The organism is Synechococcus sp. CCY9201, from assembly GCF_034931105.1.
Lineage (GTDB): Bacteria > Cyanobacteriota > Cyanobacteriia > PCC-6307 > Cyanobiaceae > CBW1002.
This window is the reverse complement of sequence record NZ_JAYGIC010000050.1, coordinates 1-15,400: the sequence shown is the minus strand read 5'-3', so window position 1 is coordinate 15,400 and position 15,400 is coordinate 1. Positions and strand designations below refer to the sequence as shown.

13 protein-coding genes are annotated in these 15,400 nt (G+C 59.8%); 8 read left to right on the top strand and 5 right to left on the bottom strand.

Annotated elements, in window-relative coordinates; genetic code table 11:
* The first annotated feature begins 645 nt into the window (after positions 1-645).
* Complete coding sequence (locus tag VB716_RS05145; protein WP_322758117.1) at positions 646-1,224, top strand: hypothetical protein; 579 nt, start codon at positions 646-648, stop codon at positions 1,222-1,224.
* A gap of 250 nt (positions 1,225-1,474) precedes the next feature.
* On the opposite strand, the gene VB716_RS05140 is transcribed toward VB716_RS05145, so the two are convergent.
* The 4 genes from VB716_RS05140 to VB716_RS05125 all read right to left on the bottom strand — a co-directional run bounded on the left by VB716_RS05140 (position 1,475) and on the right by VB716_RS05125 (position 4,454).
* A complete protein-coding gene (locus VB716_RS05140; RefSeq protein WP_323269929.1) occupies positions 1,475-2,689 on the bottom strand; it encodes a hypothetical protein in 1,215 nt (404 codons plus the stop codon).
* Between the two features lie 743 nt (positions 2,690-3,432).
* Positions 3,433-3,612, bottom strand: a complete 180-nt coding sequence (locus tag VB716_RS05135) for a hypothetical protein (protein WP_323269927.1) — start codon at positions 3,610-3,612, stop codon at positions 3,433-3,435.
* Between the two features lie 172 nt (positions 3,613-3,784).
* Positions 3,785-4,192 (bottom strand): type II toxin-antitoxin system VapC family toxin, encoded by a 408-nt coding sequence (locus tag VB716_RS05130; RefSeq protein ID WP_322757617.1) that lies wholly within the window; start codon positions 4,190-4,192, stop codon positions 3,785-3,787.
* Between the two features lie 10 nt (positions 4,193-4,202).
* Positions 4,203-4,454, bottom strand: a complete 252-nt coding sequence (locus VB716_RS05125) for a type II toxin-antitoxin system Phd/YefM family antitoxin (RefSeq protein ID WP_231598032.1) — start codon at positions 4,452-4,454, stop codon at positions 4,203-4,205.
* 93 nt (positions 4,455-4,547) lie between these two features.
* Between VB716_RS05125 and VB716_RS05120 the strand changes: the two genes are divergently transcribed.
* Complete coding sequence (locus tag VB716_RS05120) at positions 4,548-5,213, top strand: hypothetical protein (protein ID WP_323269925.1); 666 nt, start codon at positions 4,548-4,550, stop codon at positions 5,211-5,213.
* A 1,260-nt stretch (positions 5,214-6,473) separates the two neighbouring features.
* On the opposite strand, the gene VB716_RS05115 is transcribed toward VB716_RS05120, so the two are convergent.
* On the bottom strand, positions 6,474-7,139 hold the full coding sequence (locus VB716_RS05115) for a GAP family protein (protein ID WP_323269923.1): 666 nt from the start codon (positions 7,137-7,139) through the stop codon (positions 6,474-6,476).
* A 59-nt stretch (positions 7,140-7,198) separates the two neighbouring features.
* Here VB716_RS05115 and VB716_RS05110 point away from each other — a divergent pair, with 59 nt between their 5' ends.
* The 6 genes from VB716_RS05110 to VB716_RS05085 all read left to right on the top strand — a co-directional run bounded on the left by VB716_RS05110 (position 7,199) and on the right by VB716_RS05085 (position 15,214).
* Positions 7,199-8,188 (top strand): formylglycine-generating enzyme family protein, encoded by a 990-nt coding sequence (locus VB716_RS05110; RefSeq protein WP_323269922.1) that lies wholly within the window; start codon positions 7,199-7,201, stop codon positions 8,186-8,188.
* Between the two features lie 177 nt (positions 8,189-8,365).
* A complete protein-coding gene (locus VB716_RS05105) occupies positions 8,366-10,141 on the top strand; it encodes an arylsulfatase (RefSeq protein WP_323269920.1) in 1,776 nt (591 codons plus the stop codon).
* Between the two features lie 16 nt (positions 10,142-10,157).
* Positions 10,158-10,733, top strand: coding sequence for an HdeD family acid-resistance protein (locus VB716_RS05100; protein WP_323269918.1), 576 nt, complete (start codon positions 10,158-10,160; stop codon positions 10,731-10,733).
* 58 nt (positions 10,734-10,791) lie between these two features.
* The gene (locus VB716_RS05095) at positions 10,792-11,844 is read left to right on the top strand and encodes an HAD family hydrolase (protein ID WP_323269916.1); all 1,053 of its coding nucleotides are present in this window, start codon (positions 10,792-10,794) and stop codon (positions 11,842-11,844) included.
* A gap of 244 nt (positions 11,845-12,088) precedes the next feature.
* Positions 12,089-13,063 (top strand): helix-turn-helix domain-containing protein, encoded by a 975-nt coding sequence (locus VB716_RS05090; protein ID WP_323269914.1) that lies wholly within the window; start codon positions 12,089-12,091, stop codon positions 13,061-13,063.
* Between the two features lie 582 nt (positions 13,064-13,645).
* Positions 13,646-15,214, top strand: a complete 1,569-nt coding sequence (locus VB716_RS05085) for an arylsulfatase (RefSeq protein WP_323269912.1) — start codon at positions 13,646-13,648, stop codon at positions 15,212-15,214.
* Positions 15,215-15,400 lie beyond the last annotated feature (186 nt).

Sequence of the window (15,400 nt, the reverse complement as noted above, 5' to 3'; positions counted from 1 at the left end):
ACAGCCACCTTTCATCAGCTCGGTTTCACCGTGGGGATCGGGCATTGGCAGCTGGCGAGTCGCCCCTATCCCCGCCGATTACAAGACTTGGCTGGCCTCCGCTGCTGGGGGCAGTGACCGGCCCGCGGTACAGCCACGCCAATGGAACTGAAATGCCCCTCCGCCGTTGGGTCGGCAAATCCTTGAGGCGTCTATCGCAGCGGAAGTTTGCGCCGATGCCCATCCCCTCTATGGCCTGCACCTTGGCGTCGGGTCTCAAGGGTGTCGCCATGACATCGAACCAGCCAGACTCCAGGCCAGACTATGCATATTTCTTGCTAATAGAATTAGATTAGCAGATTGCCGTAGCGCGACCCGCAGAGCTATCGCAAAAGCCAGCTTTCGTGGGCTGTCGAATCATCCAGCCAGAAGGGTTCTCGGTAGTTGTGCCATGGGTTAATCTGCGGATAAATGATATACTTAAATGGAAAGACAGTTTCCTCCATGGATACACAGCTCAAAAGGCTCGAGTCTGGCAGATTTGCACTTGCCAAGGCAACTAAGGCTCTGATTCTGCGAAATGGTCTATCACACCAGCAAATGCAGAGGCTTACGGCTTGGGCGGTCCCTGGCTCTAGCGGGATCTCCACATCCCAGATCAGTTACTTGCGTACGGCACGAGTCAAGAAAATTGGTCCCGAGACATTAGATTCACTTGCTCAGGCGAATCTTGCTCTGGCCCGCCTAGCAGGATGCGATTGGATTGAGACGCATTTTGCCGATGGCCTAGGCCCTCTGCCTCAAGGTCTACCTGGATTGCTGAAAATGCCATTCTTCTTGGAAAACCCTAAGACTGGTCTGCCCATCGATGCGGGCAACTTGTTCATGGTCTCGCTTGGCTTGCTGGTGCTAGAGGGTATTGGAGCGCAATCACTAAGTCAGCGTGATAGCAAGGAGCTCAGCGAGCTGCTATCGGAATATGTTCGGCAATGGTGCTCAATCAAGGACATCCCGCCACTGATGGTGATTCCCCAGTTGGTAATGAAATATCCGGTCAAGGAAATGCATCGCAAAGAAATGCTCCTGCGTGTTCTCTTGGATCTGGATGTCTACTATCCCAGTGAGCTCTTAGAAGAGGTCGGTCCCCTGATGGTGTTCATCGAGATGCTTGGGGATGTACCAGGTGCTACCGGCCGAGAAAAGCTAATCAAAGCTCTTTCTGAGTTAAAATGTGATTCCGACTAAGGTCAGCCCAGCGGTCTCCAGTGCCACCGTGAACTTGTCGGCAGTACTCCAGCCTTCTGGTTCCCTTTCGGCGGATGCGGGCACCACCTCTCACTGCAGGCGCCAAGCTTTCCTCCAGTTGCAGAAGGCGATCACCTGGATGCCCAGCTCTTCTGAATTCTGGGCCAAGCTTTGCCTGTGCGGCCGGGCTCATCCGTCTCCTCACATCAGCCTTAACTGCCTCGATGTAACGCGGAGAGGCTGTTGTGGTTCAGGCTTGGTTCGGCTCAGAAGGTGGTCCCTCGTGGCAGGCCACAGGTAAACCTGCCTCGAGTCGCGCCGTTGCCATAGCAAAGGCATTCGCCGTTTCGTTGCTGGTGAACTGTGCGTAGGCGCGCAGATGGCATTCCAGGCTGTGACCCATAGCCTGGCTCAGGTCCTTGGCAGCGATTCCTAGGCGGTGGCCCTCGTAGCTGTAGCGATGCCGGAGGCTGTATGGCACCAGTACCTCTCCGAAGGCTTCAGCCTCGATCCTGAGCTGCTGCCAGATCTCCTTCCGCTTGAGGTAGGTGTTCGCAGCTTCGCCCCCGCGGCCTGGGGCGCCGAGCAATGGAAGCTCTTCCCGTAATTGCAGGCGGCCGATGAGGTTCCAATCTGCTGATGTGCCGTCAAGGTCTCGTACAGGAAGGGGGAACAGCTGGCGCGGTTTGGTCTGCCCACCGCCGCCTTTCTTCTGATAGGTGCACCACAGCTGAGGCCCATCCAGGCCCGGCTTGAGCACCAGATACCGCAGTTCTTCAGGCCGCAGGCCATAGGTGGCCATCAGCTGCACAGCAAAGCGCCAGCGGATTCCACTTTCATCGGTGGGGAGCCCATCGATCAGCCTCAGGATCTGAGCGTCCCGCAGGGGATATCCATCGCGCTTGGCCACGCCCCTTGGCTTCTGCCCCACGTGGCTGGCAAGTTTCGGGGGCGGCATCCAGCAGCTTTTGAAGTGAAGCCGCTGTGTGCAGTAGTTGAGGAACTGGGCCAGGTTCTGGGCCGCGATCTGCCTGGACCGGCTGCCTGGATCCCAGCGAATCAATACCGCATCGAGCAGCTCATCTGCATTACAGGGCGGCTGGCGGGCGTCCAGGCAATCGAGGGCGATGCGGAGCGTGGGATGGTACTTCGCCCGCCAGGTGGCCTCGGAGACGGCATTGCCGAACGACTTCTTGTGCTGCTCAAACCGCTCGATGGCACTCGCCCAGTCGTGCTCCGTGCGACTACTGGCGCCGTTCACGATCTCCGCGGCTCCCTTGAGCGTCTGGCCAGCGCAGACCTGCTGGTAAATCAGCCGCACCCTTAGCAGGGCATCTCCCGTTGCTGATGCCTGCCAGCTGTACGGAAGGATCACGCTGCTGCTGCCCTGCTCCTCCCGTACCTGGAGACGTATCTGGCCGCGATGCGGGAACACGTTCCACCCCTTGGCGGAACTGGCGACCACCTGCTGGCGGAAGCTCTTAGCCCATGAGACAGGTGCTGCACACATCGAAAGCCAGTCTCAGCGGGAGATCTGCACACATTGTGTGTGCAGGCTGCACACAGCGCCACCCCATGACACCCAACTCTGCACAAGCTGAGATCGATAGACTCGTGCTGTAGCAATGGGTTTGCCTGTCCCGTCATGAGTCTCACGGTTGCCGCCAACGGCTTTGGGAGCACTAGGTCGCAGGTTCGAATCCTGTCGCCCCGATTCCAGTTACTCCAAGGGCTCTCGGATTTCCCGGGAGCCCTTTTTATGCCCTGTTTTGGACCGTCGTGCGCATGATGTGCGCAAAATCCAGGCCCGTGCGCAGGCTGCGCACCAGCGGGAATGGCCGGACAGGGGCTGACAGGGGCGGGTCCGATAGCCTCCCGTGCACTCGGCCGGCGCCTCCTGGGTCCTCGGGTGCATCCCCAGCCCCTGCGGGCACAACTGCCATCAGCCGATGCATTCCTGTCATCCCGGCCTCTGAGCAACGGCCCGCGAGGCCCGTGAACACCTGGGCGTGAGCGAACGAACCCTGGCCCGCTGGCGCAACAGCGGCCTCTTTCGAGCAGGTCAGCACTGGCGGCGCAAGTTCCCCAGCCCGAACTCCCCGGTTCTGTATCACCTGGAGCACTGCCAGGTGGCGATGAGCAAGGCCACGGCCCGCCAGGCCGACTTGCTGGAAATCGGCCTGGCGCAGACGTCTGCGGGCAAGAGCTTCAGCAGGCCTCGACCAGTAGCGGATCCCAGCCGTGGTGAAGCTCCAGGGCATCGGCGATGCCTAACAGGGCCTCGGCGGCGGGACCGTCGTAACGACCCGATTTCTGGGCCTGCTGCTGGAGGCTGTGGCCCAGCTGGAGCAGTTGCAGCTCGCTGAGCAGATCCTGCTGGCCTGGCACGGCCTGGCTGTGACCGGGGGAGACCGGAAGGGCCAGTGAGACCGATCGGGCCCGCTGCGGCCAGAGGCGGAGAAGGAGGCGTTGAAGGAGCAGCACAGGCACAGACGCGGGACCCCTGAGGGTTCCGGGCCGGCCTTGGCGGCTCATGCGGACATCGGGCGCGGGCTGCGGATCAACCCACGGTTTCCACAGGTGGTCCGTAGGCCGCCAGGGTGCGATCGGCACTGAACAACCGCAGGCCTTCCACCTGGGCCTGCACCACCAGGAGGCGGTCGAACGGATCGCGGTGAAGCCATGGAAGGTGCTGGACGGCCAGGGCGTGTTCGGCGCGCACAGGCAGCTCGCGGAATCCCTGGCCAAGCAGACCCAGGCGCAGGGCAGCAGCTTCCACCTGGAAATCGGCTCGCCCGAGTGACGACTTGATCGCCACTTCCCAGAGGCTCACCACGCTGAGGACCAATTGCTGGGCCGGATCAGCCAGAAGGCCGGCCACGGCTGCTGGCAGGCGCTTAGGTTCAATGGCCCACCAGAGCAGCAGCTGGGTGTCCAGGAGCAGGGGCAGGGGCTCGGTTCGGGTCACGATGGCCTGATCAGCCGAACAGATGGTCGATCTCGCTGGCGAAGTCAGCCTTCAGGTCGGCACGGGCCACGGCGGCACCCTGCAGGAACCCTCCTCGCCGGACCTCGGAGGGGTTGTGCACCGGCACCAGCCGCACCAGTGGACGGCCAGCCTTGGCAATCACCACCTCCTCCCCTTCAAGGGCCTGCGCCACGTAGCGGGAGAGGTGGGTCTTGGCGTCGTGGAGGTTCACCTGCATGGCCAGGGTCCGCAATGGAATCAACTTAGTCCAGGTACGGCTAAGTTTAATCAATCAAAAATGGAGCCGAGTCAACCGAAACGGAAGTGGAATGACGGTGGATCCTGTCCAGCCGCCGTGGCCAACGCAAATCCAGCTGCAGATGATGGCGGATACGACCCGGAAGCGATCAAGGCTGGGATCCTGGCTGAAGTTTCCGACCTGAAAGAGACGGCCCAGTCGTTCGGCTTCCAGGCCATCAAGGACGGCACCTGGTTCGCCAAGTTCATGCAGAGCTGCCTGAGCAGCTATGACCGTAAGGTGATGGAGAAGGGCGGGGCCGCCTACCTACGGGGCAAGTACCCCGGCCTGCCCACCGATGCGATCGCAGGCAAGCTCTGTGAACTGGCCGAAAAGTATGCGGCCGTTGCCGGTGATCTGTCGGGTGCCGAGGCCAGTGCTGAGGGAAGGGATGGGAATCAAGGCCTATGGGCCGAAAGTGGCGCGAGCTCAGCTGGTGCGCCTGATCCATGGCAATACCCCGGCAATCCAGGCAGCGGCAAGAACGGTGCTTGGTCCACGCATCGCCAAACAGATCACTCAGAAGGCGATCATCAAAACAGCGGTGCCGATCGTGGGCACCGCGATCTCAGCGGGCTGGAATTATGCCACCACCCGGATGATGGGTACACGGGCGCGGCATGGCGTTCGGGTGACAGCAGCCCTACGGGAAAGAAACTCAACACCTGCAAGGGCAGATCGGAAAGAATGAACAGGCGGAAGTGGCAGTGCTGGAAGAGCTGATGGCAAGGCCGCCAGGTGTGTCTCGACGCTATGGCCCATGGCGGCGGCCACCATCGGCGGAAGTTCGCAGATCAGATGTGCACGGTGGGCATAGGCGTGTGGCATTAAGGCCAGCCGTCTCCATCACCACCGTGAACTTGACGGCAGCGCCCCAGCCGTCAGGGACCTTCTCGGATGCCGGCACCACGTCCCTCTGCAACCGCCAGGCCTTCCTCCATTTGTAGAGAGTGATCACGTGGATGCCCAGCTCTTCTACAATCCGGGGTCATGCTCTGCCTGTGCAGCGGGCTCATCCGCCTCCTCACTCACATCAGCCTTGTCGGCCTCGCTGTAACGACGCATTGCTCTGCTCCATCAAGCCCCCGGATTTAGGGATGAGAGGGGTGACATCGTTCCTGAAACCGGGGGGCACTGCCTGCACGGAAAGCTGAGTGCATGGCCAGGAAATACACAAAAGTCCAGGCACTGGAACGCCAGCGTGAAGCGGCACAGATGATGGCGATCGGCATGACCCGCCGAGAGATCGTTCAGCATGCTGCGGAGAAATGGGGGGGGGGGGTCGCGCCAGGCAGACGACTACATCGCCCGTGCCCATGATGGTCTTCACCAGGACTGGGACTACGAACGCCCGCAGATACTGGCAAATCGGCTCTCCCAGCTCGCCACGCTACAGCAGGAAGCCAGGAAGGCAGGGCAGCTGCAAATTGCACTTGGATGCATCAACACTGCCGCGAGACTGACGAATTATGTTCCCGAGTTTAATTCAACGACGTGCCGCATCTTCATGGATGCATTGTTATTGCTTTTTCTGTCAGCCATTGCAGGCTGTGCTGAACCGCTCTACTGCATCAACCAAGCCGTCAGATCCGTAACAATAAGTCATCCTCAGACGGGTGCAAGATCGCCGCCTTGGCAGCAGCTCTTTAGCCCTTGGCTTTGTCTTACGATAAACTGGAGATTCCACAAAAGAGGCGACGTTGACCAAGTCAGACAGGCTGCTTGATCTAGCCAAGAATCAGAAGAGAAGCTGAGATTCGGACCGACGTATCTACCATAAGCCACTGGTCAATAGCGAAAAGGACTAGTCCAACCACCGGATAAGATCGTGGCTGGGCACGATCTATCCTTGATCGCTGGGTCGTTGAGGGAGCCGTCCTCAGATCGGTGGATTGGTGTTATCTGTCATGACAGCTTCCGGGCAAGGCATCCATCGAATCTCTCTCAACATTGAGTCTCCCGCACGGGTTGAGCTGGTCATCTTCAGAGCCTAAGAAGACCGCTGGTGGCGAGGTAGATGCTGAACCCGAAGCAGAGAGCAGCATTGATCTGCCGCTGATGGCGTTCGCTCCAGCGACTGAGGGCCAGAAGACTACGCCGGCCTGATGAGCCCGCCAGCGCCAGGGCTAACGGCGGGCCCAGGGACGGGAGCAGCGTGATCAGACTGACCAGCGCCGCCATCAAGGCCCGCGTCATGGCTGAAACCCCAGATCGGGCCAAATCCTGAATCGCGGGCAAGAACAAGACCAAGCTGGTGAGATTGGCGACCATGAGGCCCATACCAAGCAGAAAAGAAGCGCGCAGAGGATGGGCAACGTACGCGGGCATGGCAGCCTTCTGATGTTCGGGCCGCTGCAGCATCTCAATGCCGAGCACCACCAGCACGATCGCCAGCACCAGATGCAGGCAAGCTGAAACTGGGTCTGGGCCGGGGGTCCTGGCTGGGAGAGCTGCTCCTGTGGCCAGGCCCAGAACCGCCCAGACGGCCACCACCAAGGCCGAGCCAAGGGCAAAGCACCATCCCCGACGCAGGCCGGACCCTGGAGCAGTGAGGGTCAGCACCTGACCCACCAACAGCAGTGGGCTCACGGCTGCCCCCAAGGCAAGGGGCAGCACTTCAAGAGCGAGAGAGGTTGGTGAAGGAACCATGCGCAGAGGCTTTCCTCCATACTCTCAGGCTCTTGGATACACCCCCAAGCGGAGACTTCATGCCCTGGCGTCTGCTGGCCACGACCCTTCTCATCCTGGGATTGCTGATTCAGCCGCTTGAGGCGAATGCCGTGCAGGCCCCTCCTTCCTGCCAGGCGGGCATGGAATGGATCCCCGGCGGCACGTTCCGTATGGGGTCGGATGATCACTACCCCGATGAGCTCTCAGTTGATGCGGTGACGGTGGAGGGTTTCTGCATCGACCGCCATGAAGTCACCAATGCCGAGTTCGATGCGTTCGTGAAGGCCACGGGCTATGTCACCGTCGCGGAACGGCCGATCCCCAAGGATCAGTACCCCGATCTGGCTGACGATCAACGTGCTCCCGGTGCCCTGGTCTTCCAAAGCCCAGCTCCTGGAGGTGAAGTCACCTACCTGAGCTGGTGGCACTGGACTCCCGGGGCGAACTGGCGGCATCCGCAGGGCCCCGAAAGCGATCTGGAAGGCCTGGCCAACCATCCCGTCGTGCAGGTCGCCTTCAGGGATGCCGAGGCCTATGCCGCCTGGGCCGGCAAGGAGCTTCCCACCGAAGCCCAGTGGGAATTCGCCGCCAGGGGCGGCCTCACCGATCAGATCTTCAGCTGGGGGAAAACCTATTCAGCGAAGAAGGCCAACACCTGGCAAGGGGAGTTCCCCATCCACAACAAGGAGAAGGATGGCTACTTCGGCACGGCCCCGGTGGGGAGCTTTCCGCCCAACGGCTACGGGCTCCAGGACATGACCGGCAACGTCTGGGAGTGGACGCAGGACTGGTACCGACCCGGCCACCAGGGCATGGCCGATCATGTGAATCCAGCTGTGACAGAGCAGGAACTGAGTTTCGATCCCCGCGAGCCAGGTATCGCCAAGCACGTGATCAAGGGTGGTTCCTTCCTCTGTGCGAAGAACTATTGCAGCCGCTACCGCCCGGCGGCCCGGGAGGCCCTCGAACCGGATACAGGCACGTCCCACATCGGTTTTCGACTGGTCACCAGCCCTACTGAGGTGTAGTGATTGCGACTCAGTTGGGCACGCCTGCTCAATTCGGGCAAAAAAGTCAGCTCCTCGGCCTTGTCCTCGACCATTGCATGGAAATGTGGGTTCTGACCTGCGCTCCCATCAGGGGTCGCGGCCCTCTTCAGGTCCCCAGCTCGGCGCATGGCCCCACTCGCACCAACGATCCGTCGGTTGGCCAGCCTGGTGCTGGCGTTGTTCTTAAGTTGTTCGCTGGTGGCCTGCGGCGCGAAAGGCCCAGACCTCAACAAGGCCTCCGCGAACCCCACAGCGATGCCCACCGGTCAGCCAGTGGCGCGGACGATGGGAATGCCCACCGAGAAATTCGCGAACAAGCCCAACATCCTCTTCATCATGGGCGATGACATCGGCTGGATGCAGCCGGGGGTCTACCACCGCGGCCTGATGGTGGGTGAAACCCCCAACATTGACAGGATCGGCAAAGAGGGTGCGATCTTCATGGATTACGTGGCCATGCAGAGCTGCACATCGGGCCGCAATGCGTTCTTCACGGGCATGTACCCCCTGCGAACGGGCATGATCCCGCCCCAGCTGCCCGGCAGCCCCACTTACCTCAAGCCAGGAACGCCCGCACTGGCCAAGTTCCTTCGCGATCAGGGCTACACCACAGGAGAATTCGGAAAAAATCACCTGGGCGACCACACCGCGTCCCTGCCTACGGCGCATGGTTTCGAGGAGTATTGGGGCTACCTATATCACCTCGATGCCATGCAGCAGGTGAGCTTCCCCGACATCAACAGCTCGCCGACGCAACAGGCCATTGCACCCCCTTGCCAGAACACTCCCGTACCTGGCCTGCCTGCCGTAGCCGGTGCCGTGGATCCCAAGACCACCACCTGCCTCACCCCGCCCCGCCCGGTGATCTGGTGCACGTCGTCCGACGGCACTGAAAAGAACCAGACCTGCAAAGACGAGGGACCGCTGACTCTGGAGCGATCCAAGACCGTGGATGAAGAGATCTCGGCCAAGGTGATCGACTTCCTCGACCGCAACGATCCCAAGAAAACCAACAAGCCGTTCTTCGTCTGGTACAACCCGGCCCGCATGCACGTCACCACCGTGCTCTCGGACAAATACATGGATATGGTGTCGACAAAGGGCGGAAAGGATTGGGGAGTCAACGAAGCTGGCATGAAGCAAATGGACGACAACATCGGCTACGTGCTCAAGAAGCTCGATGACATGGGCCAGCTCGACAACACGCTGATCGTCTTCACCACCGACAACGGCGCCGAGAAGATATCCTTCCCCGACGGTGGTGTTACTCCCTTCAAGGGTCAGAAGGGGGAAGCCTACGAAGGTGGGTATCGGGCCCCGATGGTGGTCCGCTGGCCCGGCCATATCGAGCCGGGCACCGTGAAAGACCAACTCTTCGCCGCCCTGGACTGGGTTCCGACCCTGGTGGATATCGGCGGTGGAGCCAAGGGAGACGCCCTTAAGAAGCAGATCGAGGCCGGAAACTATCCCGGCATCGTCAAGACCACACTGGATGGCGTCAATCAGCGCGACTACCTTGAAGCCAAGTCGGACAAGTCGGCAAGAGATTATTTCTTCTATTACTCCGGGGCCACTCCATCAGCCGTGAGGTACAAGAACTGGAAGATGTACTACACCATGTCTGAGCCAGGAGCTGACGGCTGGATCATGCCCCTGATCCCCTTCCATTGGACACTGGTTCAGAACATCAAGCGCGATCCCTTTGAGCAGGCCGTTGGCGTCGCCCAGGAAACCGCGATGAGCATTGGCGGTGCCCTGGGCGGCCCGGTCACGGCCTACCAATACGACTGGAACATGTTGCCGATCGGCCAGCAGTTGTGGGAAGAACAGTTGATGTCCTACAAGACGTACCCACCGCTTCAATCCCCTGCCACCTACAACCTCGACGCGATCTTGGCAAAAGTGAAGGCGGCCGGTCACCCGAGCGAGTAACTGGAGCACCCACACCATGAGCACCATCATGAGCGACTCTGATCACGCCTGGGCCCAGCGCTTGAAGACGTCAAGGTCCATGGGGATCCTGATGATCGTGCTGGGGGCCCTAGCCATTCTTTACCCTCTCTTTGCAACGATCTTCACCTTCAATGTGATCGGCTTCGTGCTGCTGCTGTTCGGCTTTCTGCAGCTGTTTCATGGCTTACAGCTCAGCAAGGCAAAGGCTGGTCAACACTTGCTGGCCATCCTGCTCGGCATCTTCTATTTGATCATTGGCTTCTGGATCCTGCGCCATCCAGTCTTCTCGATCCTGGATCTCACCCTGGTGATTGGAATTCTGTTCTTCATCCAGGGAGCCATCCAGGTGATCAACGCCTTTGATGGCCGAGAGGAACATCGCAAGTTGCTTCTCGCCACTGGTATTGCCGGCATTATTCTCGGCATCCTGATCTGGAGCAACTGGCCCTTCGATTCCCTCAGCCTGCTGGGGCTGCTGGTGGGCATCAACCTGATTCTCTCCGGCGTCAGCATCCTGAAGACCTTCCGGGCGGATCAGCTCAGCCCCTCGGCTGGCTCAGAATCCACCTGACACCGAGGAGGGCCTCGGATCTGCAATCGCGTTCAGACTCATGAGCAATTCGTCGACAATGCCACTGAGGCGCAGAACCATCATTCAGTCGCTGGGCACACTGCTCTGCGCCACACTGCTTGCCGTTGTCGTCGGCCTGCCAGGAGTTTCTGCCAAGCCGCTGGATCCGCTGCCTTCCTGGAATCCTGGGGCTGCCAAAGACAGTATCCTCACCTTTGTCTCCCAGACCACCGATACCCGCAGTCCTGAATTCATTCCTGCAGAGGAACGCATCGCCACCTTCGACCAGGACGGCACCCTCTGGGTGGAACATCCGATGTACACGCAGGTGATGTACATCCTCGAACGGGTGCCTGAGCTGGTGAAATCCAAGCCTGAGCTTGCCCAGGAAAAGCCCTACGCCACCGTGCTCTCTGGGCTGTCCGGTGACAGAACGAGTCTGGAGAGCCTGACGGTGCCGGATCTTGAGAAACTGGCAGCCGCCACCCTCACCGGAATGCCGCTTGTCACCTTCAATCAAGAGGTGAAGCGTTGGCTCGCCACGGCGAAACATCCACGCTGGAAACGCCCCTACACCGAACTCACCTATCAGCCGATGCAGGAGCTGCTCAAGCTGCTGCGCGCAAAGGGCTATCGCACCTACATCGCCACGGGTGGTGGCCAGGATTTTGTGCGTGTCTATGCGGAGGAGGTCTATGGAATCCCCCCTGAACAGGTGATCGGCACGGCCGGCAGCACCCGCTACGGCTACACCAGCACGGGCAAGCCCTTTCTCACCAAGGAACCCAGGCTTCTGCTCGACAACAACAACGCTGGCAAGCCAGAAGGCATCCATCTGATGATCGGTCGCCGGCCCACGGCGGCATTCGGGAATTCCACGGGCGACCGGCAGATGCTGGAATACACGAAGGCAGGAGGAGAAGCCAACTTGGCGATGATCGTGCTGCACGATGATGCCAGCAGGGAGTATGCCTATGGCCCAGCCCAGGGGCTACCGGACACCAAGGTGGGCACCTTCACCCAGGAGCTCTACGACGAAGCCAAGCAGGAGGGATGGGTGGTGATCAGCATGCAGAACGACTGGAAACAGATCTTTTCGTTTGAGGGTTAGCCCCAGGTGAATCCGCTCAACGAATCGTGCTGAAGGGCTTTTGATGAGGTGATGCTTGGTCAATCAGAGCCAGCATTGTCGTTCGTTCTGGCGTTCTGGCTGCCTTCCAGGATTCCGTCTGCCCGGACCTTCTTGAACCTGCTGGCTCCGCTGAACGGATGCTTGGCATCAACGCCCATGGGGCGCCCACAGCTGAGGACAGAATGGTCAGAGACAAACCCGCAGACGATGCGACCTTGTTCAGATGCCTCCCCTGCTGACCATTGACAGCGTCGAGTGCCTGCAGGCCAGGCTGGACGCACTCGGCCTGTCCCTGAAGGTCACTCAGCTCGCCGGGGGTGAGCTGAGGGGAACTCTGCTGCCCCTGCTGCTGGGTCCGCTGCGGCTGCTTCGCATTCGGGTCGACAGGCCGGTTCACTGTGCCGGCCCCAAGCCGCGTGGCAGCCAAATCGTGACGATTGATCTGCACAGGGATCTGGACGGCGATGCGACCTTGCCAGCCCCAATGCGCAGCCATGGCCAGCCGCTGTTGCCCAGGGCCCTGTTCGGGCTCTCCGGCGCCGGCGAGATCCATCTGACCACCTTTGGCCCGTGCGACTTGGCCCTGCTGCTGATCAATCGAATGGAGTTCCTCCATCGGGCCGACCGGCTCGGCTGCTCGGTGCTGGAGCAGGTACTGCCCCGCAACTGGCTCAGCCTGGATCCAGGCCGGTTTGCGCGGTTGCGGCGCTACCTGCGGCAGCTCTTCGCGAGCTTCGAGGCCGATCCCACCCTTGAGCAGGTGGCTGGTTTCGACGAGCTGGTGAGCAACGATCTGATACCTCTGGTTCTCGAAGGCCTGATCCATGGCGGGCATGCCAGCGACAGCCTGCCCCGGGCCCCTTCGCGGATCGAGCTGGTGAAGGCGGCCCAGCGGTGGATGGAAGCCCATCCCAGACAGCCCATTCACCTGGAGGGCCTCTGCCGAGAGGTGCACACCAGCCGGCGAAGCCTGATTCAGGGGTTCCAGGAGCACCTGGGGATGGGTCCGATGACCTATCTGCGGCTTCATCGCCTGCACGGCATTCGCCAGGAACTGCTGGGGGCCGATCCAAGCCAGATGACGATCCGCGCCCTCGCCGTGGAATGGGGCTTCCTCAACCCTGGCCACTTCTCCCGGCAGTACGCCGAGCTCTTCGGTGAGCGGCCCTCCGAGACCCTTCACCGGCCCCGATGTTGACCTGATGCACTTTGGGTATGCCAGCTGCGGGCACTGCCTTGTCCTAAAGACAGCATGGAGATGGCGTTGACTGGCCGCAAACCAGAGATCCTCCACTCCGGCCAGAGATGCCAGTTACATCCAAGGACTTCGTGGCCAAGCTGCTAGCCGAAAAGATCAGGATCAGCAGGTCTGGAAGGAAACGCTGCTTCGATAACATCTTGATCAGGAGACTGTGGCGCACAGTCATGGGCGTAGTTGGACGCTTCTTGCGAAGGCGAGTAGAGGCGTACTGACGCATCTTCAGCGATGGCTGGAAGACTTAAACCAGCCCGGCCCGGCTCGTGCAAAGGTACTGCCCTGTTTTGCCCCACAAGCCTCTGGGAGGGTGAACATCCCCACAAGGTCTACATCAAAACCGAAAGCCCTATTCAACCTGCCCAGACTAGCGATATCAGGGGCATAGCCTGATCCAGAAAAGCAGTCACATGAGGACAGGCAATTCAATCCTTCGCTGGATGTCCCGAAAGCAAAAGAAATACGAAGAACTCACCATAAACGACAAGAAGTTGGTAAAGTCTCAATTACTGAAAGCCACAACCAATGTCGAACAAGAAGCCGAATATCATCCTGCTTGTGACAGATGACACAGGCTATGGCGATCTAGGTCCTTACGGCGGCGGCGAGGGGCGCGGGATGCCGACCCCAAACTTCGATCGGATGTCCGCTGAAGGCATGACCTTCTTCTCCTTTTATGCCCAACCGAGTTGCACTCCGGGTCGGGCAGCCATGGTCACGGGTCGTATCCCCAACCGCAGCGGCATGACCACCGTGGCCTTTCAAGGGCAAGGCGGCGGCTTGCCTGCAGCAGAATGGACCCTGGCCTCCGTGCTGAAACAGGGCAACTACCGCACATTTTTCACGGGGAAATGGCACCTGGGTGAGGCAGACTACGCACTGCCCAATGCCCAGGGCTATGACGAGATGAAGTATGTCGGCCTCTATCACCTGAATGCTTACACCTATGCTGATCCCACCTGGTTCCCGGACATGGAACCAGAACTACGCACCATGTTCCAAAAAGTGACCAAAGGGTCTCTTTCTGGCAAGGCCGGTGAAGAGGCCAAGGAAGATTTCAAGATCAATGGTCAGTACGTAGATACACCTGAGCAAGGCGTTGTCGGGATTCCCTTCTTCGATGGTTATGTCGAAAAAGCAGCGATAGAGTTTCTTGATGAAGCTGCCAAAGACGACCAGCCCTTCTTTCTCAGCGTTAACTTCATGAAGGTGCACCAGCCCAACCTGCCGCACCCTGATTTCATCCACAAATCACCTTCGAAGAGCAAGTACGCCGACTCGATCGTGGAGCTGGATGCCAGGGTTGGGGCGATTATGGACAAGGTGCGCGAACTTGGCCTGGCAGAGAATACGTTGGTCTTCTGGACCACGGATAACGGGGCCTGGCAGGATGTCTATCCCGACGCCGGCTACACCCCATTCCGGGGCACCAAGGGTACTGTCCGAGAGGGAGGCAACCGCGTCCCCGCCATTGCCTGGTGGCCAGGGAAGATCGCAGCAGGCGTCAAGAACCACGATATTGTGGGCGGCCTCGATCTTATGGCCACATTTGCAGCCCTTGCAGGGGTAGCGCTGCCCACCAAGGATCGCGAGGGACAACCGATCACTTTTGACAGCTATGACATGTCTCCGTTGCTGCTTGGCACCGGTAAGTGTGAGCGAAAATCCTGGTTCTACTTCACCGAAAACGAACTGACACCAGGCGCAGTACGGGTGAACAATTACAAGGCCGTGTTTAACCTACGGGGTGACGATGGTGGAACGACCGGAGGCCTGGCCGTAGACTCCAACCTCGGATGGAAGGGGGCAGAGAGTTATGTCGCCGTGGTGCCGCAGTTGTTTGACCTATGGCAAGACCCCCAGGAACGCTACGACATCTTCATGAATAACTATACGGAACGAACCTGGATGCTGGTCACCATTGGCGAAGCGGTCAAAGAGCTGATGAAAACCTATGTGCAGTATCCACCTCGCAAGATGCAGAGCGAAGGATATTCAGGCCCGATTACGCTAACCCAGTATGAACGGTTCCAGCATGTTCGGGACATGCTCTCGAAGGAAGGCATAAGAATCCCATTGCCTACCGGTAACTAGGTTTAAGCCTGTAGAGCCCTGAGCCGCGCAGCTCTTCCGATACACCACCCTTAAGACCACTTGATTACCCAGCTCGCTCCGTGCAGGCCATTTGTCCCGACTAGAGTGGTACGCAGATACTGTTCTGGCCATGGCGCGCAACGGCATCCAGTTCCAGAAGGGCCTGTCTCTGCCTGAGTTCCAGCG

Coding starts and splice junctions, on each gene's coding strand:
- VB716_RS05115 (WP_323269923.1), bottom strand. CDS start 7,139: ATGGTTCCTTCACCAACCTCTCTCGCTCTTGAAGTGCTGCCCCTTGCC.
- VB716_RS05110 (WP_323269922.1), top strand. CDS start 7,199: ATGCCCTGGCGTCTGCTGGCCACGACCCTTCTCATCCTGGGATTGCTG.
- VB716_RS05100 (WP_323269918.1), top strand. CDS start 10,158: ATGAGCACCATCATGAGCGACTCTGATCACGCCTGGGCCCAGCGCTTG.
- VB716_RS05095 (WP_323269916.1), top strand. CDS start 10,792: ATGCCACTGAGGCGCAGAACCATCATTCAGTCGCTGGGCACACTGCTC.
- VB716_RS05090 (WP_323269914.1), top strand. CDS start 12,089: ATGCCTCCCCTGCTGACCATTGACAGCGTCGAGTGCCTGCAGGCCAGG.
- VB716_RS05085 (WP_323269912.1), top strand. CDS start 13,646: ATGTCGAACAAGAAGCCGAATATCATCCTGCTTGTGACAGATGACACA.